Origin of the sequence: Stenotrophomonas maltophilia (genome assembly GCF_013464485.1) — a bacterium.
In the GTDB taxonomy this organism is placed as follows: domain Bacteria; phylum Pseudomonadota; class Gammaproteobacteria; order Xanthomonadales; family Xanthomonadaceae; genus Stenotrophomonas; species Stenotrophomonas maltophilia_AW.
Window position 1 is genome coordinate 1 of record NZ_RAUX01000009.1, and the last position, 18,777, is coordinate 18,777.

An 18,777-nucleotide genomic window follows, 5' to 3' on the forward strand; every position below is an offset into this window, starting at 1 on the left:
GCTGCGGTTGGTCGGCACAAGCCAGAACGATGCCCGGTAGTGCCGGCCGCGGGCCGACATGTGCATGGTGTTGCCGGAGTTCATGAGAATGCCGGCCAGCGGCCGGCACTACCCCAGCGGTAGGTACGGCATCCGAGGGCTTTGTGCCGACCAAGGTCGGCACCTACCAAAGCGGTGCACGAACTTGCCCGGCGAGCGACCGGCATTACCCGTCGGCTACTCCTCCAGGCTGGCGTTCCAGAACCCCTGCAGTACCCCGGGCGTGGCGGCCAGCGTTGCCAGCACGGCGTCCAGTTCGCCGGCATCGACCGTGGTGGCGTACAGCACCGCTTCGATCTCCACGTCACGCTCGCCGAACGGGCGCTGGTCCACCGCGCGCACCGGGTACTGCGCCTGCTCCAGCAGCAGCAACAACCGGTCCAGCACCTCGGCCTGCTGCTCGCGCTGGCAGACCACGTTGATCGCATAGGTCGCCTCGCTGAAGGCTTCCGGCAGCGGCTGCCGCTGGATGCGGTTCACCACCGGTCGCAGCAGGGTGTTGGCAGCCAGCACGAACACTGCGGCCATCACCGCTTCCGGCAGCAGCTTGATGCCGGCACATGCGCCCACCGCCGCCGAGCCCCACAGGGTGGCGGCGGTGTTCAGGCCGGACACCTGCGCGCCATCCTTCATGATCGCGCCGGCACCGAGGAAACCGACGCCGGAGATCACGTAGGCCACCACATGCAGCGGCGAGGGCGGGCCGCCGTACAAGTCATGGAAGCGCACGGCCAGGTCGACGAATACCGCCGCGCCCACCGCCACCAGCGTGTTGGTGCGCAGGCCTGCGGTGCGTTGGCGCAGCTGCCGCTCCAGGCCGATGAACGTGCCCAGCACGAACGCGACCGACAGGCTGATCAGCGAGCTCAAGGTCGCGCCGACGTTGAATGCCGGCAGGTTGGGATTGATGTCCATTGTGTTTCTCCCTGGACAAGGCGGCAGGCCGTTACTGCCAGCCGTAGCGACGGATGTAGAACCGCTTCAGCGCAGTGGTCAGCACTGCATAGCCGAACAGGATCGCCACCAGGAACGGCCAGTAGCCGGCCGGCAGGGCCTGCAGCTTGAAGTAGCCGGCCAGCGGGCTCATCGGCAGGGCCACGCCGATGGCCATGATCAGGCCGGTCATCAGCAGCAGCGGCGGTGCAGCGATGCTCTGCAGGAACGGTACTTTAGGCGTACGGATCATGTGCACGATCAGGGTCTGGGTCAGCAGGCCGACCACGAACCAGCCGGACTGGAACAGGCTCTGGTCGGCGGCGGTGCGCGCATCGAACACGTACCACATCAGCGCGAAGCAGGTCAGGTCGAAGATCGAGCTGATCGGCCCGAAGAACACCATGAAGCGTCCGATGTCCGCCGGGTTCCACTTCAGGGGCTTGCGCACCAGCTCCTCGTCCACGTTGTCGAAGGGAATGGCGATCTGCGAGATGTCGTACAGCAGGTTCTGCACCAACAGCTGAAGCGGCAACATCGGCAGGAACGGCAGGAAGGCCGAGGCCATCAGCACCGAGAACACATTGCCGAAGTTGGAACTGGCGGTCATGCGGATGTACTTGAGCATGTTGTTGAATGTGCGCCGGCCCTGGATGACGCCTTCTTCAAGCACCATCAGGTTCTTTTCCAGCAGGATGATGTCGGCCGCTTCCTTGGCGATGTCCACCGCGCTGTCCACGCTGATGCCGATGTCGGCCGCACGCAGCGCTGGGGCATCGTTGATGCCGTCACCGAGGAAACCGACCACCTTGCCCTGTGCGCGCAGCTCGCGCACCAGGCGCTCCTTGTGCAGCGGCGTCAGGCGGGCGAACACTCGGTGGTGGTGCAGCGCCCGCGACAATGCGCCATCATCCATGCGCTCGATCTGCGGGCCGGTCAGGATGGTGTCCGCGTCCAGCCCCACCTGCGCGCAGACGCGGGCGGTCACCAGTTCGTTGTCACCGGTGAACACCTTCACCTCCACGCCATGCGCAGCCAGCGCCTGCAGCGCCTGTGCCGCCGACTCCTTCGGGGGGTCGAGGAAGGCCACGTAGCCGACCAGGGTCAGGCCACATTCGTCGGCCTGAGAATAGGTGGTCTGGCTGGCGGCGGTCTCCTTCATGGCCACCGCCACCACGCGCAGGCCCTGCTCGTTCAGCTCCTCGGTGGTCTGGCGCACGCGTGCCAGGCGACGCTCATCCAGTGGCATGTCCTGGCCGTTCTCCCGCACAGTGCTGCACACCGCCAGCATTTCCTCGACGGCGCCCTTGCAGATCAGCTCGTGATGGTCCTCCCGCTCGGACACCACCACCGACATGCGGCGGCGCTCGAAGTCGAACGGGATCTCGTCCACCTTGTGGTAGTCCTGCGACAACCGCAGCGAGCTCTGCAGCTCCACGTGCTCCAGCACCGCGCGATCCAGCAGGTTGATCAGCCCGGTCTGGAAGTGGCTGTTGAGATAGGCGAACGTCAGCACGTCTTCCGAATCGTGGCCGAACACATCGGTATGACGCTCCAGCGCGATCCTGTCCTGGGTGAGGGTGCCGGTCTTGTCGGTGCACAGCACTTCCATCGCGCCGAAGTTCTGGATTGCATCCAGGCGCTTGACGATCACCTTGCGCCGCGACAGCAGCACCGCACCCTTGGCCAGGGTGGAGGTGACGATCATCGGCAGCATTTCCGGCGTCAGTCCCACCGCCACCGACAGCGCGAACAGGAACGCCTCGGTCCAGTCGCCCTTGGTCCAGCCGTTGATCAGCAGCACGAACGGTACCATCACCAGCGCAAAGCGGATCAGCAGCCAGCTGACACTGTTGACGCCGGCCTGGAACGCAGTCGGCGCACGGTCGGTGGCGGTGCTGCGCTCGGCCAGCGTGCCGAAGTAGGTGCGGTTGCCAGTGGCCAGCACGATGGCCGTGGCCGTGCCGGACACCACATTGGTACCCATGAACAGCAGGTTGTGCTGTTCCAGCAGGCCAGCCAGGCCATCGCCCGGATGCGCGAACTTCTCCACCGGCAGCGACTCGCCGGTCATGGCCGCCTGCGCGACAAACAGATCCTTGGCAGCCAGCACGCGGCAGTCCGCCGGAATCATATCGCCGGCCGACAGCACGATATGGTCACCGGGCACCAGTTCCCGGATCGGCAGGTCCAACAGGCGCGCGGGCCGGCGGCTGTGCAGGTGCGCACCGAAGTACTGGTCGGCCACATCGGCGGCTTCTGTGCCCGGATTGCGCCGCAGCACGCGCGCGGTGTTGCCGACCAGCGCCTTCAGCCGCTCGGCGGCCCGGTTGGAACGGCCTTCCTGCACGAAGCGGATCAGCGTGGACAGCATCACCATGGCGCCGATCACGATCGTCGCCTTGATGTCTTCGGTCAGCCAGGACACTGCGGCCAAGACGGTCAGCAGCAGGTTGAACGGATTGCGATAGCACTGCCACAGGTGGCGCCACCACGGCAGTGGCTTTTCGTGATCGACCTCGTTTGGGCCGTGCGTCGCCAGCCGTTGGTCAGCCTCGTATGGGCTGAGGCCGTCGGCATGCGACTCCAGCGTGGCCAGCAGCTGGGTTTCGTCCTGCTGAGCGAGCGTGACCAGTCCGGTGGTGAGCGTGAACGGCGCCGCTTCGGCGCTGCCGGGACCGAAGCCTGCTTCGGGCATCGCGCGGCGACGGAACAGGTTGCCCGCGCGGCGGCTGCGCAGGAAGGCGTTGAACCAGGCGTTGAGCAGGCTCATGGGACTCTCCTCGAAATGTCAGAGCGGGCCGGGGCCGGAACTCGAACGGAACGGTTGGGACAGATCAGGCGTGGCGCATTGCCAGCACGGCCGGCGACCACGGCTGCATGTGCAGGCGTTGGCTGCCGCCGATGCACAGCGGCTTCATCGCATCGCGCAGTGGATACGGCAGGTGCCGCAGCACGTTGATGCGCTCGCTGATCGGCAGCAGTGACAGCGCGTCGGCCACCACGCGTGGCGAGCCGAGCGAAAGCGAACGGGCGAACATCACGGGGCCGTGCTGCAGCAACTGGCTGCGCAACGCTGCAATAGCGCGTTCGCCGATCAGGCGGCGCAGGGTGATGTAGAGGATCTTGTAGGACATGGGGGCGATCTCCAGGCAGGCGGCGCCTGGCAGTCCCCCGTCACTCAGGCAGGCAGGGACCGGCGGGCAGGCGCCAGGAACAGGCAACAAGCGGTCATCCGGGGCGCGGTGCGCCCGGCAGGGTCGGGGTCCATCTGCGTTTCCATGAGGGGAGGGTGCCGGCCAGGATTGCCCTGGCCAGTGGCGCTATTGTCCGCCCCTGAATGGGACAGTCCTAGAGGCCCGTGGGCTAGTCCGGCTATACCTTGGTATAGCCGGTGCCAGGGCGTGATGGCCGACGGCTGTGTCAGGCATCCGATGCCCGGCCGGGTAGAGTCGACTGTCAGTCGACCATCGCGCGCATCGCGGGGGGCAGCGTTCTGCCAAGAGCATTCGACTGGCAGTCGACTCTACCCAGCGCCAGAACCCATCAGGCGCCAGAATCCGGCAGCCATCAGAAGCGGTCGGCGAACGCGTCTGTTGCGCGCACCAGCGCATCGACCGTGGCCGGCTCGTTTGCGCTGTGCCCGGAGGTCACCATTTCCAGTCGGGCTTCCGGCCAGGCCTTGACCAGGTCCCAGGCGCTGCGCGGCGGGCAGATGATGTCGTAGCGCCCCTGCACGATCACGCAGGGCAGGTGGCGGATGCGATCGATGTTGCGCAGCAACTGGTCGGGTTCCAGGAAGATGCCGTTGCGGAAGTAGTGCGCTTCGATGCGGGCCTTGGCCAGCACATCCTTCGGGTCGTCAGTGGAACGCGCGTCCACATCATGCTGCAGGGTGGCCGCGTTGTCCTCCCAGCCCAGCCAGGCCTGCGCGGCTTCAATGCGGGTCGTTTCATCCGGGCCATCCATGCGCGTCCAGTACGCCGCGATCATGTCGCCACGCTCGGCCTCCGGAATGTAAGCCTCGTAGCGGTCCCAGCGTTCGGGGAAGATCCAGCGCGCTCCGCCCTGGGCCTCTGCGAACCAGCGGTTCTCGATCCCGCGACCCAGGAACACGCCGCGCACGATCAGGCCGGTGGCGCGGCCGGGGTGCGCCTGTGCATAGGCCAGCGACAGCGTTGAGCCCCAGGAGCCACCGTAGACCAGCCAGCGTTCGATGCCCAGGTGTTCGCGCACCTTCTCGATGTCGGCCACCAGATCCGGCGTGGTGTTGCCGCGCAGTTCACCGAACGGCGTGGAGCGTCCGCTGCCGCGCTGGTCGATCAGCACGATACGGTAGCGGGCCGGGTCGAAGAAGCGGCGATGGGTCGGCGAAATGCCAGCACCCGGGCCACCGTGCAGGTACACCACTGGAATGCCCTGCGGCGTGCCGCACTCTTCGATATGCAGCGTGTGCAGTTCGCTCACCGGCAGGGTGAACTCGCGGTAGGGCTCGATGGCGGGGTACAGGGTGCGCATGGCGGGTGTCTCACAAGCATGGCCGACCAGCATACCCCCACCCGCGGCGCCGGACAGCGGCGGGTGCCTGCCCGGTGATGGGAATGCGCTTGCCGATGCGCATACGCTTGGATGATCGAGGCAGCCAGGCATGGCCTGGCTCTACGGATGAGGCGAGCCGAGCGTGGCTCGGCTCGAGAGGTCCCGGTAGATCCACGCCCTGCGTGGATGCTGTTGGCGGGAACGTTGCCGGGCTCAGAAATCCATCGTGGCCGACAGCAGCACCGTCCTAGGCGCGCCCAGCGCCAGGCTGGAAAGCAGCGGCATGCCCCAATAGGCCTTGTTGGTCACGTTGTTCACGCTGGCACGCAGGGCCAGCGGGCGCCCGGCCAGCGTCGTGCTGTAACGCGCGCCCACATCGAACAGCGTACGCCCTGGCACCGACAGTCGGTTGTCCGCGCTGATGTACTGCCTGGACATCGCGGTGGCATTGCCGGTCAAGGTGAGGCCCTGCAGCATCGGCACATCCCACTCCACGCCCAGCTTGGCCTGGCGCTGAGCCACGGCAGTGGCGATGCGGCCTTCATTCACCCCGCCTGCAGTACGGGTCAGTTTCGGCTGCACGTAAGCCACGCCGCCGAGGAGTCGCATTCCGTCCAGCGGAGCACCGAAGAAACCCCATTCCACGCCGCGGTTCCGCTGTTCGCCGCCGAACGAGAAGATGTTCGTGACCGGGTCGGTGTAGCTGCTGGGGCGCTTGATCTCGTACACGCTGAAGGTATGCGCGAAACTGCCGAGATCCAGTTTCAGGCCGAGCTCCTTCTGTTTGGTGCGGAAGGGCGCGAACACGTCGCCTGCGTTGGCCGCGGTCATCGGTGCGGTGGCGCCCTGGCTGAGACCCTCGATGTAGTTGGTGTAGACCGAAAGCCTGTCGGTGGCCTTCACCAGCAGGGCGGCGGCCGGCGTGTTGGCGCTCTCGTCATAGCGTGAGGTGCGTGCACCGCTGGCCACGTTGAATGTCTCGCTCACCACCTGCTGGCGGCGCATGCCCAGTGTGAGCTGCACGCGGTCATCGGCGAAGGACAGCGTATCAGCGAAGCCGATGCTGTCCAGGCGCACTTCGGTATGCGAAATGTGTGGTGCCACGAACGGCGCGGCGGGGCCCCACACCGGGTTGTAGAGGTTGGTGGTCCAGTCCCAGCCGGGCACGCTGCGGCGCCCGTAATCATTCTGGGTGTGCTGGTAATGGGTCACATTGGCGGCCCACTGATGATCGATACGGCCTGTGCGGAAGCTGCCGCGCAGGCCCGCGTCACCGGACTGCTTCTTGATATCGAAGGCCAACTGGCCGATGACCGTGCTGAAGTCGCCGGCCGGATTGAGAATCTGCGCGCTGATCGAACCGTTGTAGCGGTAGTCGGTCTTGCTGGTGCCATAGGCCAGGTAGGCCATCAGGTTGTCATTGATGTCGAACTCGCCGCGCAGCATTGCGCCCTTGTCCTGGCTGTCCACGTAGGCCCAGTCCGGGTTGATCAGGGTATCGCCACGCGGCGGCCGCGGAATGGCTACGCCCGGTGCCAGGCCGACGCCACGGGCTGGGCCGTCAACACGGTCATCGGCGCTGTACAGATCAGCCGACAGCCGCGCACGTTCGCCGCGCCAGTCCAGTGCCAGCGAGCCCAGCTGCACCTTCTTGCTCTGCTTGCCGACGGCGCCGTCGCCATCACGCCAGGCGCCGTTGAAACGGATGCCGAACTGCTTGTCGGTACCGAGGCGGCGGCCCACGTCCACGTGGGTGCCAAACTGCGCGTCGGAGGCGAAATTGGCGCTCACCCGCAGCAATGGCTGCTCCCCCGCACGCTTGGGTACAAGGTTCACCGCACCACCCACCGAGCCGCCCGGTGGCATGCCATTGAGCAGCGCGGACGGGCCCTTCAGCACTTCAATGCGTTCGAACATCTCCGGCGAGGTGCGGTAGTACGGTGCCATGCCGCTGAGGCCGTTGAAGGTGGTGTCGCTGGTGTTGGAGGCAAAGCCGCGGATCGCGTAGTTCTCGCTCCACGCGCCGGTAACCCCGTTGCTGAACACCGTGGGGTCGGTGGCGGCGATGACGTCGGTCAGGTCCTTGGCCTGGCGGTCACGGATGAACGACTCGGTGTAGCTGACCGTGCTGAACGGCGTGTCCATGAAATCCCTGTCGCCCAGCAGACCGACGCGCCCGCCACCGGCGACCTGCCCACCGGCGTAGTCAGCGACGGCTCGTCGCTGTTCCTGCACCTGCACGGAGGGCAGGGTGGACGGCGCCGATTCGGCCAGCGCGGCGAAGGCGGTGCACAGCCCCAGCGCAAGGGCCGACACCCGGTGGCACCGGGCCACGCCCGGAGGATGCATCCGTTCCGGCGCCGCCTCGACGGCCGGAGAGGTGGGCGAGGAGATGAAATCAAGCACGGTCATGCCAGGGTCCTGTAGATCGCAGGTGCAGCGCACCTTGCGCGCTGCCATCGGCAAGCACGGGGGGAGGGCGCAGCGAAGGGTTGTTGGCTGGGTGGGGACCTGGCGGGAAATGAGCCACGGGCTCGATGTCGGTCTGCGCTTGGATGAGAACCAGACGCATACCTAATTAGTTGAGTAAAGTAAACTAAATTGCAGGGAGCGGACAAGAGGGTCCTTTTGCTGGCACCCTCGCTACGGTATGAGCATGCAACCCGAGATTCCGGCACCGGCCCGTGGCCGCCCGCCCACCATCACTCCAGATCGCCTGGCCGACATCGGCATCAAGCTGGGCCTGCCCAACCTGACCATGGCCAGCGTCGCGGCCGAGCTGGCGGTGACCCAGGCTGCGCTTTACAAGCGTGTGGCGAATCTGGAAGCCCTGAAACGGCTGGTGGCCGATACGGTGTTCCAGCGCTGGCAGATTCCGCGCGCCTCGGCCGATGCGTCGGGTGGTCTGCAGGCCTACCTGTTGGCATTCGTGGAGTCGCTGTGCGAAGTGGTGAAGGCGCACCCCGGGTTGCCTCCCTACCTGTTGCGTCGTTCTGTGGCGACCACCCCGATGCTGGAGAAGATCGCCCTGCATCAGGCCCATGTGGCCGAGGCGTTCGGTCTGCCGCTGGACAAGGCGCGCTGGCTGCTGGCGACGATCGCGTTCTACTGCATTGCCGGTGCGGATACGGTCTATGGGTTGGTGGATGACGAGACGGAAGTGCTGACGGGCCGTCGTGTCCAGGACGAGGAAGTGATTGCCGAGTTCAAGCAGGGCATGCGTGCACTGGTGATCGGTTCGTTGGAAGTACTGGAGCTTCGGTAGATCCACGCCATGCGTGGATGCCGGTGCACGGTCCGTCACCGCCCCATTCACGCATGGCGTGGATCTACAATGCGGTCATGCCTTCCACGCCCACGCTCGATGGTCTGCGCCGCTACGCGGTGGCGCGCACACTGTTCACGCCCACCACGCTGCTGACCGCGATCCGCCGCCTGGGGTTCGTGCAGGCCGACCCGATCCGCGCACCGGCGCGTGCACAGGACCTGACCCTGCGGCACCGGGTGAAGGACTACCGCGCAGGCGATCTTGAGCGGCGTTACACGCGTCTGCCGGTGGAAGAGGATTGCCTGGTGAACTATGGCTTCCTGCCGCGCGAGCACCTGGCGCTGATGCACCCGCGCGTGTCCAGGCGCGAATGGGATGCCGAGACCCGGCGCCGCGCCGAGGACGTGCTGGCCTTCGTACGCGAACGTGGCAGCGTACACCCGCGCGAGGTGGACCAGGCGTTCGCGCATGGCCGGGTGACCAATTATTGGGGGGGTACCAGCAATGCCAGCACGCACCTGCTCGATGGCATGCACTACCGCGGCCTGCTGCGCGTGCAGCGGCGGGACAGCGGTACCCGCATCTACGCGGTGGCCAGGCATGCCGAACCGGATGCCAGCGAACGGGCGCAGATTGAACGCGCTGCCGCGTTGATCGATCTGGTGGTGCGCAAGTACGCGCCGCTGCCGTCAGCCAGCCTGACCTATCTGGTTCGGCTGCTGGGCTACGGCGCGCCGCATCTGGCCGAACAGACACGCCACGCGCTGAAGCTGGCGAAGGGCCAGCTCTCCAGCTGCGCGCTGGACGGCACCACCTGGTATTGGCCAGCCGACGAGGACCCGCGCTCGCGCCGCTACGCACCGGACGAGCAGGTTCGGCTGCTGGCACCGTTCGACCCGGTGGTATGGGACCGCCGCCGCTTCGAATTGCTTTGGGATTGGACCTACAAGTTCGAGGCCTACACCCCTGCGCCCAAGCGCCAGTATGGTTATTACGCGCTTCCGGTGCTGTGGCACGACCAGGTGGTGGGCTGGGCCAATCTCAGCATGCTTGAAGGTAATTTGGCGTCGAGCGTGGGTTACGCCGGCAGGTCGCTGGCACGCGACAAGGTGTTTCGTGGCGCGCTGGAGGACGAGTTGCAACGCATGGCGGCATTCCTCGAACACCGCTGATCGGATGCCGGGGGCAATGCGATGAACCCCGACGTGGCGGGGTAGAGTCGACTGTCAGTCGACTGCCCTTCGCGGAAAGCTTGAAAACCCCGCGCTGCGCGCGATAGTCGACTGACAGTCGACTCTACCTTGGCGGTTGGATSTGGGTATGTCCCCGGCCACAGGGATTCCGGTGCCCTTCGCGGAAAGCTCGAAAACCCCGCGCTGCGCGCGATAGTCGACTGACAGTCGACTCTACCCTGGCGGTTGGATATGGGCATGTCCTCCGCACTGGATCGCAAAATGGGCGTCACTGTCGACGCCCATTTGCCACCATCGCAAGTACCACCACACCCGCAGCGACACTGGTATGCCCGGACAGTGCGGTCAGACCCACGCCCACGCCCAACCCGCGCATGGCAAACACGGCGCTGAACACCAGCAGCGCCCAACCGACTGCGCGCAGTTGTTGGACGGCCTGCGTGCTCAGCACGCGCCGCAACACATCGCGCTGATGCCGCTCCATCGCCAGCGCCAAGCAACTGAACGCAGCCAGTGACAGCGCGAACAGAATGACGTGGATCATGCGCTGGCCTCCGGTACGGCATCGCCTGTTGCGACCCGCGTCCGCGCGCGCTTCACTTTCGGCGCGTGCTTCCAGGTGCGCCACGCCAGCACTGCATGCAGGACGGCCAATGCCAGCAGGGTCAGATCGGTACCGGCGAACGCCCAATCACCTGCGGCCAAGGTGCGCCACAACGGATGTGCCGTCGTCGTCGCCGTGAGTGCCGGCAACAGCGCCAGCAACAACGCCCCCAGCACGAACTGCTCGATCCATGCACGTTTCGACGTGCGCAGTGTGGCATGCACGAACATCGCAGCCCATGCCAGGAAGAATACATGCACCTCCCACGCTGCGCGCCCATCCATGGCGATGGGCAGCAGGCGATTGGCCCAGAGATAGGCAGACATCGCCACCGACAGCCCGGCCACCGTAGCAATGTTGAGCCGTTCGACCAGGCGGAAGCCGAAGTAGGGCCGTTGCGGATCCGGCAGTTGGGTGCGGCGCTTCACCGTCCACAGCACCAGCCCGGTGCCGACCATGGCGGTGCCGGCGAGGCTGACGATGAAGTACAGCCAGCGCAGGGCGGCGTCGGCAAAACGCCCCAGATGCAGGCCATACAGCACGCCCTGGGTATCGGCTGCGATGCCCGAGTGCTCCTTGATCTGCAGCAGTTGCCCGCCGCTGCCGTCAAACAACAGGTAGTTCGGCGTGGTCGATACGCGGCTGGACTGCGCACGCACAACGGCGACACGCGCGTTCTCATCGCCCGGGTTCTGCACCTGCACGCTGCCCACCGCGCCGGTTCCCCAGCGCTGTTCGGCCTGCCGCACCAGCGCGCCGATGTCAGTAAGTGGAGCAGCGTGCCCCGCGGGCTTCTGCGGCGGCAGGAACAGGCGCATCTCGCTGACCACCTCGGCCTGCTGGCGCTTGTCCGGCAGTTTGGCCAGACCCCACGGCATGTACAGCACCGCCAGCATCACCAGTCCGCTCCAGGTGATCATGAAATGGAACGGCAGCCCGAGCACCGACATCGCTGCATGTCCGTCCAGCCAGGAGCGCTGGCCCTTGCCCCAGCGGAAGGTGAAGAAGTCGGCGAAGAGCTTCTTGTGGGTGATCACCCCGCTGATGATGGCCACCAGCATGAACATCGCGCACAGGCCGACGATCCAGCGGCCCCACGTCGCTGGCATGTAGTGCAGATTGAAATGGAAGGCGTAGAAGAAGTCGCCGCCGCTGGTGTCGCGTGCCTGCAGCGGCGTACCGGTGCTGGCATCGAACAGGCCGGAATCGAAGCCATGCCTGCCACGTCCACCCGGGCTGGCCCACATCGCTGACACCCACGGCGTGCGCGCGCTCGGCAGGCTCAGGTTGATCTGGCTGGCGGCCGGTGTCTCGGCGATGATGCTGGAGACCGTGCGATGCGTGACCACCGCCGCCTCCGGCAACGAGGAGGGCGTGCTGATTTCGGGGCGTGTGTAGCGCGAGAGCTCGTCGCGGAAATAGCTGGCGGTGCCGGTGAGGAACATCGCGTACAGGATCCAGCCGGCCAGCAGGCCGACCCAGATATGCAGGTCGGACATGGTCTGGCGGATGCCGCGTGGCTTGGCGGTGCGATCGCTCTTGCTCATGCAGCGCCTCCGTTGGCGACCGATTGCGCAACCACCCACAGTGGCAGGGCGATCACGATCAACCCGATCCATGCGCGCCGCGCCGAGCGCACCGCGAACACCCAGACCACGGCGCCGGCATACAGCAGGAAACTGGCCAGCATGCCGGTGAACACGGCCTGGCGGCCATCGATGGGCAGCGCCAGAGCGGCGATGCTGCACAGCGCGGCGAGCACATAGCCGCCGAACAACGCGGCGATGATGCGTGAGACCAGGGGCAGCCAGGCCAGCGCGGAAGCGGTACGGGAAACGGTCAAAGCACTTCTCCAGGGCACCACGCGCCATAGCGTGGTGTCCTTGAAACCAGGATCAGAAATCGACGGTGGCCGACAGTACGGCGGTGCGCGGCGTGCCCAGGCCGGAGCCGAGGCTGCCCGCCCAGTACGCCCTGTTGGTCACGTTCTGCACGGTGGCGCGCAGTAGCAGCGAATGGCCGGCCGCCTGCGTCGCATAGCGGGTACCGAGATCGAACACGGTGCGGCCTGCCACCCACTGGCTGTTGTCAGCATTGATGTAGCCCTTGGACAGGCTGACCGCGTTGCCGGTGAGGGTGAGGCCGGCCACGGTCGGCACGTCCCATTCGACGCCCAGCTTGCCCTGCCATTGGGGTGTGGCCGTCGCCAGCCGGCCTTCGTTGATGCCGCCCTGGGTGCGGGTCAGCTTCGGCTGCAGCCAGCCGATGCCGCCCAGCACGCGCAGCTGTTCGGTCGCCTGGCCGAACACGGTCCATTCCACGCCACGGTTGCGCTGCTGGCCGCCGAACGAGAACACATTGCTGGTCGGGTCGGTATAGGAACTGGGCTTTTCGATCTCGTACACACTCAACGCGCTGGCCAGACGGCCGAAGTCGAACTTGGCGCCGACCTCTCGCTGGCGGGTCTTGAACGGCGGGAACACCTCGCCCGCATTCGCTGCACTGACCGGGGCCGTGCTGCCCTGGCTCAGGCCTTCGATGTAGTTGGCGTACAGTGACAGGCGGTCGTTGGCCTTGAACAGCAATGCACCGGCCGGGGTGTTGGCGCTGGCGTCATAGCGCGCGGTGCGCTTGCCGGTGCTGCCATCGAAGGTGTCGCTGAGCACGGTCTGGTGGCGGATGCCCACCGTCAGCTGCATACGGTCGTCGATGAAGGACAGCGTATCGGCGATGCCGACGCTGGTGGTGCGGAGTTCCGCGGTCTTCGGCAGCGACGCATCGCTGATACTGCGATCAATGGCCGGACCCCAGTGCGGGCTGTGGATACTGGTCACCCAGTCGCGGGCCAGCAGGTTGCGCTTGAAGCCGAATTTCTGGTCGTGCTGGTACCAGGCGGCACTGATGGCCAGTGCATGGCCGACTGCGCCGGTCCGGAAACGTGCCGACAGGCCGGCTTCGGCGGTGTCCTTGCTGTAGATGAAGCGCTGGTGGGCGAAGTTGTTGCGGAAATCGCCTGCCGCGTTGGTGATCAGCGTGGTGGCGCTGGCGATGGAATCGAAATCGGTATGTCCGTGGCCGTAACTGGCGTGTGCCTGCAGGTGGTCATTGATGTCGAACGACCAGTGCAGTGCGGCGGCCTGGTCCTTGACCGTGCTGAAGGTCCAGTCCGGTGCGAACAGGGTGCTGGCCTTGGGCGGAGGTGGCACCGCCAGACCGGGCGCCAGCGAAACACCACGGTTGAGGCCATCGACGTGGTCGCGGCTGCTGAACACGTCCAGCGAGACCTGCGAACGTTCACCGCGCCAGTCCAGGCCCAGCGAGGCCAGTTGCGCCTTGTGCTGCTGGTGGTCGGTCGCGGTGTCGCCATCGCGGTGCACGGCGTTGAGGCGGACACCGAACTGCTTGTCCGCGCCGAAGCGGCGGCCGACATCCAGATGGCCGCCGAACTGGGCATCGCTGCCGTAGCTGGCCGTGAAGCGGGTCAGTGGCGTATCAGCGGCACGCTTGGGCACAAGGTTCACCGCACCGCCCACCGAGCCACCCGGCGGCATGCCGCTGAGCAGCGCGGACGGGCCCTTCAGTACCTCGATGCGTTCGGCCAGCTCGGGGGTGACGCGGTAGTAGGGAATCAGGCCGTAGAGGCCTCCAAAACCGATGTCCGACGAGGCCACGCTGAAGCCACGGATATTGAAGTAGTCGGTAATCCCGCCGCTGGATCCGCTGCTGTAGACGCTGGGGTCGGTCAGCGCGATGACCCGTACCAGGTCCGGTGCCTGGATGTTTTCGATGAGCCCGGCGGTGTAGCTGGTGGTGTTGAACGGGGTGTCCATGAAGTCGAGTTCGCCGAGCAGGCCGGCACGGCTGCTACGGGCGACCTGACCGCCGGCGTAGGCATCAGTGGGCGCGCGTTTGTCTGCGCGCACGTTGATCGTGGGCAGCTGGCGGGCTCCCTCGGCCGCGTCCTCAGCGTGGGCGGTGGCGGCGATCAACAGGGTGGGGAGCAACACTGTGCGCGCAGCCACGAACAGGGCAGAGCGGCGCGGAATGGACGGGCTTTGGCGGGGGAGGAGCATCGCGGTTCTCGTGTGATGGGACGTACGATCGGCCAGCACGGTGCCGTCGGTGGCCTGCATGGACAGGACGACACGGGCTGTGGGGTGGCTGGCAGAGGGCACGGCACTGCCGCTGGGGCAGTGCTGCACGCGAGGTGCGTGGGCGATCTGTGGCTGGCTGTAACGAGGCGCAGGGCGCGGGTGCTGCGGGTGGATCAGATATCGTCGGCGAGGTTGTCGAGGTCCTGCAGGTCGCGATCGTCATCGGCGCCGCGCAAGGGTCCGGCCGGAATGATTGAAGTGGACGATGCGGGCATCGACAACGATCCTGGGGGCTGCAGATACGAATTAGTTACATCATAGTAAACTAAATTGACTGCCCTGCAACCAGGTACCTCCTTCGGGCCGCACGATGCGTTGACCCGGGCGCTCCGGCGAACCACCATGACAGCCCTTGCCGCCACTCCCAGCAGGAATCGCAACCGCATGGCTGCACCGAAGAAGATCGCTGCCCGTGGTCGACCGCCGTCCATCACCCGCGAGCGCATCGCCGATGCCGGCATCGCAATGACACTGCCGGGGCTGAGCTTCGTGGGCGTAGCGGCGGCGCTGGGGGTCAGCCACATCGCGCTGTACAAGCACGTGGCGAATCTGGCGGCGCTGCGCGAGCTGGTGGCTGAAGCGATCTTCGAGCGTTGGCAGGCGCCGCCGCTGGACGCGCTTGCAGAACGCAGCATCGAAGACGATCTGCGCGCGTTCCAGTATTCGTTGCGCACCCTGGTGGATCAGAATCCTGGCTTGGCACCGTTCCTGGTCAGCCACGGTGCCAAGACACCGGAAATGCTCGCGCGCATCCAGCGCCACCATGCCGGGTTCAGCCGCGTGCATGGCCTGCCGCTGGAGCAGACGGCGTGGCTGCTGTCGACCGTGGCATTTCACGCCGTGGCGTTGGCCGACACCGTGTACTCGCGGCATGCCGTTGCGGACACCACGCGGCGGCCGCTGGATCGGAAGGCGCAGGAGACCGAGTTCGACCGCAGCATGGAGGCGTTGATCATCGGTGCACTGGCGATGTGCGGGCGCTCGGCAGCCCCAAGGTAGAGTCGACTGTTAGTCGACTATCGCGCGCAGCGCGGGACTTCCGGCAGGATGAACGAAGAGCGGTCGACTGACAGTCGACTCTCCCTTGTGCCAGCGGTTGCCATCAGGCGTGGTCCTTGCGCTCCGCATCGTCCATGCCGGGGCTGACGCGGCGGCCGATGTCCTTCAGACGCGCCAGCTGGTCGACCATCGACGGTGCATCGTCCAGGCTGCCGACGAAGGTCCAGAGATAGGTCATCACTGCATAGACGTGGCCGGGCGTAACGCCTTCCGTGGTGGCGAGGCGGCCGATGGTCAGCGCGAACAACGCTGCGGCAGCCAGGCCGATCACCACATAGGCGCCTGCTTCCCGGTCGGACAGCAGAACTCGAAGGCGCGAAAGCGTGGAGTAGTGTCGGCGAAGCACGGAGGGGCCGACCCGGTCCACGAGGCGGATCTCATGTTCCAGGCGATTGTTCAGGCGCCCATGCAGCTGCTCGTTGCGACGGGCGAACGAAGGCAGTACCAGCAAGGCACCGAGCAGGGTGGCCAGCCCGGCGGCACCGACCATCGGCTCGATCGCAAGCAGCATCGCCACTGCGCCGAACATCGATGCCAGCGCGGTGGCGATGATCGGTACATGCTTCTCGAAGAAGTCTACGAACTCGCGGGCCAGCACAACACGCGCGGCCGAGGTCGACGTGGCCTGGCCCAGCCTGCGCTGCGCCTGTACCACGTTCACCGCCAGATCGGCATAGATGCGGGTGAAGGTACGGGTGTCGACCGCACGGCGGGCGGCACCGACCAGCCAGAACAGCAGCACCACACCGGCGTAGGAGATGGCGTGGCCGATGTTGCCACGGATGATTGCGTCCACCGCGAAGCCGGCGAACAGTGGATAGGCCAACAACAGTGCATTTTCCAGCGCCACCAGCGAGAAGGTGCCGGTGAGCTGCCAGGGATAGGTGCGCAGGATGGCTTGCAGGGTGGCGGCCGCGTTCTGCTGGCCGATGCCGCCGGCGGCGTCCGCCGGATCGTGGAAGTGCTTCATGGGATGCCTGGGTGGATTGGAGACAGGGCAGGGGACGGATGCCTGCCATCTCCCGGGTCGCGCCCAGTATCTGCAGCCCTTTGGAGCGGGCATGGAGGGACGATGGAGATTGCGTGGAGAAGATCGTGACGTTCAGCGGAGGGCGTGGCGCCCACCAAGGTGGGCCGCTACCAGAGCAGCGTCTGCCGCAACGCTGCACTCTCAACGTCGTGCGTGCACCGGCCAGCGGATCTCGAACGAACTGCCGCCACGCTCGGTGGCCCGGCACCGCGCCGTTCCGTGATGAGCCACGGCAATCGCACGCACCACCGCCAGGCCAAGCCCGGACCCGCCGCTCTGCCGCGAGCGTGAGACATCGGTGCGCTGGAACGCCTCGAAGATGCGGTCGCGCAGCTCGTCCGGCACGCCGGGGCCGCCATCCTCCACCGCCACCGTGCAGTGGCCCTGAGCCAGCGTGACACGCACCTGCAGCGGGCATGGGATGGCATGGCGGCGTGCGTTCTCCAGCAGCGCCAGCGCCGCTTGGCGGATGCGTGCCGGATCACAGTCGGCCAGCGAGGCTCGCGCGTCCAGCGTCACCGAGAATCCGCTTTCGGTCAGTGCCTCGGACATCGCTTCCACCATCGCTGCCACCTGCACGCTGACGTCACTGCGCTGCAGGCGCAGGTCGAGATGGCCGCTCTCGGCCAGGCTGACCACACGCAGGTCCTCGATGATGCGGGTCAGGCCTTCCAGTTGGGTGAGCATGCTGTTGAACTGCTCCGGGCCGGGCGCGAACACGCCCTCAGCGATGCCCTGGAGGCGGCCGCGCAGGATGGTCATCGGCGTGCGCAGCTCATGCGCGATCGCCGCGTTCCAGAACACCCGGTTCTCCGACATGCGGCTCAGCCGCTCCGCCATGGAGTTGAAATCGCTCACCAGCGTGGCTGCTTCGGTCATGGTGGTGTCAGCGCCGCGCGCCCGCGCGTCCAGATCGCCGCTGGCAACCCGGCGGAGGCTTTCGGCCACCGAGTTCAATGGCGTGATGATGCGCCGGGTCAGGCGTGAGGCGACCAGCGTGGCGAAGATGACGACCACGGTGGCGGTCAACCCGATCCACAGCCACTCCAGCCCGGACGGCATGATCGTTTCCGGCTCGTCATACCAGCGCGGATAGAACACCTCCATCAGGTAGTAGAACAGGTAGAAGCCGCTGATCGACAACACGGTTGAACACAGCGAGGCAACCGTGATGGACAGCGTGATCTGGCGGCCGATGCTCTTGCCTTTGGGGTTCATCATTCAGTCCAGGAAGCGGTAGCCGACGCCGCGGATGGTGGCGGGGATGCCGATCACGCCCACATCCTCCAGCTTGCGCCGCAGCTTGCTGACGTGGCTGTCGACCGTGCGTTCCTGTGCATCGCCCTCAGGCAGACAGGCATGCAGCAGGTCCGCGCGCGCATGCACCTGCCGTGGCGCGCGGGCCATGTGAACCAGCAGCCGGAACTCGGTGAGGGTGAAGCTCAATGCATGCAGCTGCTCGCCGCTGCGCACCGTCACCTCGTGGCTGCGCAGGTCGATCTCGAACGGCCCCTGGCGGATCAGACCATTTGGCACCTCGACGACAGTCCGCGAGCTCCTGCGCAGCACAGCCTGGATGCGTGCCACGATCTCGGCTGGATTGAACGGCTTGGCGACGTAGTCGTCGGCGCCCACGCGCAGACCGGTCAGCTTGTCCACGTCCTGGTCGAGTGCGGTGAGCATGATCACCGGGGTGTTGCCACGCCTGCGCAGTTCGCTCAGCACCTGCCAGCCGTCCAGCTTCGGCATCTGCACATCCAGCAGCACCAGGTCCGGGCGCAGCTGGCGGTGGCTGGCAAGGGCCGCCTCGCCGTCGGCCGCGCGGACACTACGCAGGCCGGAGCGGTCCAGGTAAGCGCAGAGGATGTCGGCAATTTCGCCTTCGTCTTCGGCAATCAGGACCAGGGGCGCCTGGCGGGTACGCAGATCGTGTTTCATCGGGAAAGGGGCGCTCGGAG

The 18,777-nt window shown here is 66.3% G+C and carries 15 protein-coding genes; 3 read left to right on the forward strand and 12 right to left on the reverse strand.

Annotated features, from left to right (window positions below; translation table 11 throughout):
* Window positions 1-216: 216 nt before the first annotated feature.
* From D7Y61_RS03615 to D7Y61_RS03635, 5 genes are all read right to left on the reverse strand, one after another.
* Complete coding sequence (locus tag D7Y61_RS03615) at window positions 217-954, reverse strand: MgtC/SapB family protein (protein WP_180865108.1); 738 nt, start codon at window positions 952-954, stop codon at window positions 217-219.
* A gap of 31 nt (window positions 955-985) precedes the next feature.
* A complete protein-coding gene (mgtA, locus tag D7Y61_RS03620) occupies window positions 986-3,745 on the reverse strand; it encodes a magnesium-translocating P-type ATPase (RefSeq protein ID WP_180865110.1) in 2,760 nt (919 codons plus the stop codon).
* Window positions 3,746-3,809: 64 nt separating this feature from the next.
* Entirely contained in the window at window positions 3,810-4,109 is a 300-nt protein-coding gene (locus D7Y61_RS03625; protein WP_180865112.1) for a hypothetical protein, read from the reverse strand.
* A gap of 433 nt (window positions 4,110-4,542) precedes the next feature.
* Window positions 4,543-5,490: a prolyl aminopeptidase gene (pip, locus tag D7Y61_RS03630; protein ID WP_180865114.1), complete on the reverse strand. Its 948-nt coding sequence runs from the start codon at window positions 5,488-5,490 to the stop codon at window positions 4,543-4,545.
* Window positions 5,491-5,724: 234 nt separating this feature from the next.
* Window positions 5,725-7,923: a TonB-dependent receptor gene (locus tag D7Y61_RS03635; RefSeq protein ID WP_180865116.1), complete on the reverse strand. Its 2,199-nt coding sequence runs from the start codon at window positions 7,921-7,923 to the stop codon at window positions 5,725-5,727.
* A 238-nt stretch (window positions 7,924-8,161) separates the two neighbouring features.
* Here D7Y61_RS03635 and D7Y61_RS03640 point away from each other — a divergent pair, with 238 nt between their 5' ends.
* On the forward strand, window positions 8,162-8,776 hold the full coding sequence (locus D7Y61_RS03640; RefSeq protein WP_180865118.1) for a TetR/AcrR family transcriptional regulator: 615 nt from the start codon (window positions 8,162-8,164) through the stop codon (window positions 8,774-8,776).
* 53 nt (window positions 8,777-8,829) lie between these two features.
* The gene (locus tag D7Y61_RS03645; RefSeq protein WP_258010206.1) at window positions 8,830-9,951 is read left to right on the forward strand and encodes a DNA glycosylase AlkZ-like family protein; all 1,122 of its coding nucleotides are present in this window, start codon (window positions 8,830-8,832) and stop codon (window positions 9,949-9,951) included.
* A 289-nt stretch (window positions 9,952-10,240) separates the two neighbouring features.
* Here D7Y61_RS03645 and D7Y61_RS03650 read toward each other — a convergent pair whose 3' ends face one another.
* From D7Y61_RS03650 to D7Y61_RS03665, 4 genes are read right to left on the reverse strand one after another with little or no spacing between them, the layout of a single operon-like run.
* A complete protein-coding gene (locus D7Y61_RS03650) occupies window positions 10,241-10,516 on the reverse strand; it encodes a DUF3325 domain-containing protein (protein ID WP_180865119.1) in 276 nt (91 codons plus the stop codon).
* A complete protein-coding gene (locus D7Y61_RS03655) occupies window positions 10,513-12,123 on the reverse strand; it encodes a PepSY-associated TM helix domain-containing protein (RefSeq protein ID WP_180865120.1) in 1,611 nt (536 codons plus the stop codon). The genes D7Y61_RS03650 and D7Y61_RS03655 overlap by 4 nt, the downstream gene beginning before the upstream one ends.
* Entirely contained in the window at window positions 12,120-12,419 is a 300-nt protein-coding gene (locus D7Y61_RS03660; protein ID WP_180865121.1) for a DUF3649 domain-containing protein, read from the reverse strand. The genes D7Y61_RS03655 and D7Y61_RS03660 overlap by 4 nt, the downstream gene beginning before the upstream one ends.
* A gap of 52 nt (window positions 12,420-12,471) precedes the next feature.
* A complete protein-coding gene (locus D7Y61_RS03665) occupies window positions 12,472-14,649 on the reverse strand; it encodes a TonB-dependent receptor (RefSeq protein WP_180865122.1) in 2,178 nt (725 codons plus the stop codon).
* Between the two features lie 465 nt (window positions 14,650-15,114).
* On the opposite strand from D7Y61_RS03665, the gene D7Y61_RS03670 reads away from it, so the two are divergent.
* Window positions 15,115-15,729, forward strand: coding sequence for a TetR/AcrR family transcriptional regulator (locus D7Y61_RS03670; RefSeq protein WP_180865123.1), 615 nt, complete (start codon window positions 15,115-15,117; stop codon window positions 15,727-15,729).
* Window positions 15,730-15,832: 103 nt separating this feature from the next.
* Here D7Y61_RS03670 and D7Y61_RS03675 read toward each other — a convergent pair whose 3' ends face one another.
* The 3 genes from D7Y61_RS03675 to D7Y61_RS03685 all read right to left on the reverse strand — a co-directional run bounded on the left by D7Y61_RS03675 (window position 15,833) and on the right by D7Y61_RS03685 (window position 18,757).
* A complete protein-coding gene (locus D7Y61_RS03675) occupies window positions 15,833-16,759 on the reverse strand; it encodes an ABC transporter six-transmembrane domain-containing protein (RefSeq protein ID WP_180865124.1) in 927 nt (308 codons plus the stop codon).
* A 201-nt stretch (window positions 16,760-16,960) separates the two neighbouring features.
* The gene (locus D7Y61_RS03680; protein ID WP_180865125.1) at window positions 16,961-18,037 is read right to left on the reverse strand and encodes an ATP-binding protein; all 1,077 of its coding nucleotides are present in this window, start codon (window positions 18,035-18,037) and stop codon (window positions 16,961-16,963) included.
* 3 nt (window positions 18,038-18,040) lie between these two features.
* Complete coding sequence (locus D7Y61_RS03685; RefSeq protein WP_180865126.1) at window positions 18,041-18,757, reverse strand: response regulator; 717 nt, start codon at window positions 18,755-18,757, stop codon at window positions 18,041-18,043.
* Between the last annotated feature and the right edge of the window lie 20 nt (window positions 18,758-18,777).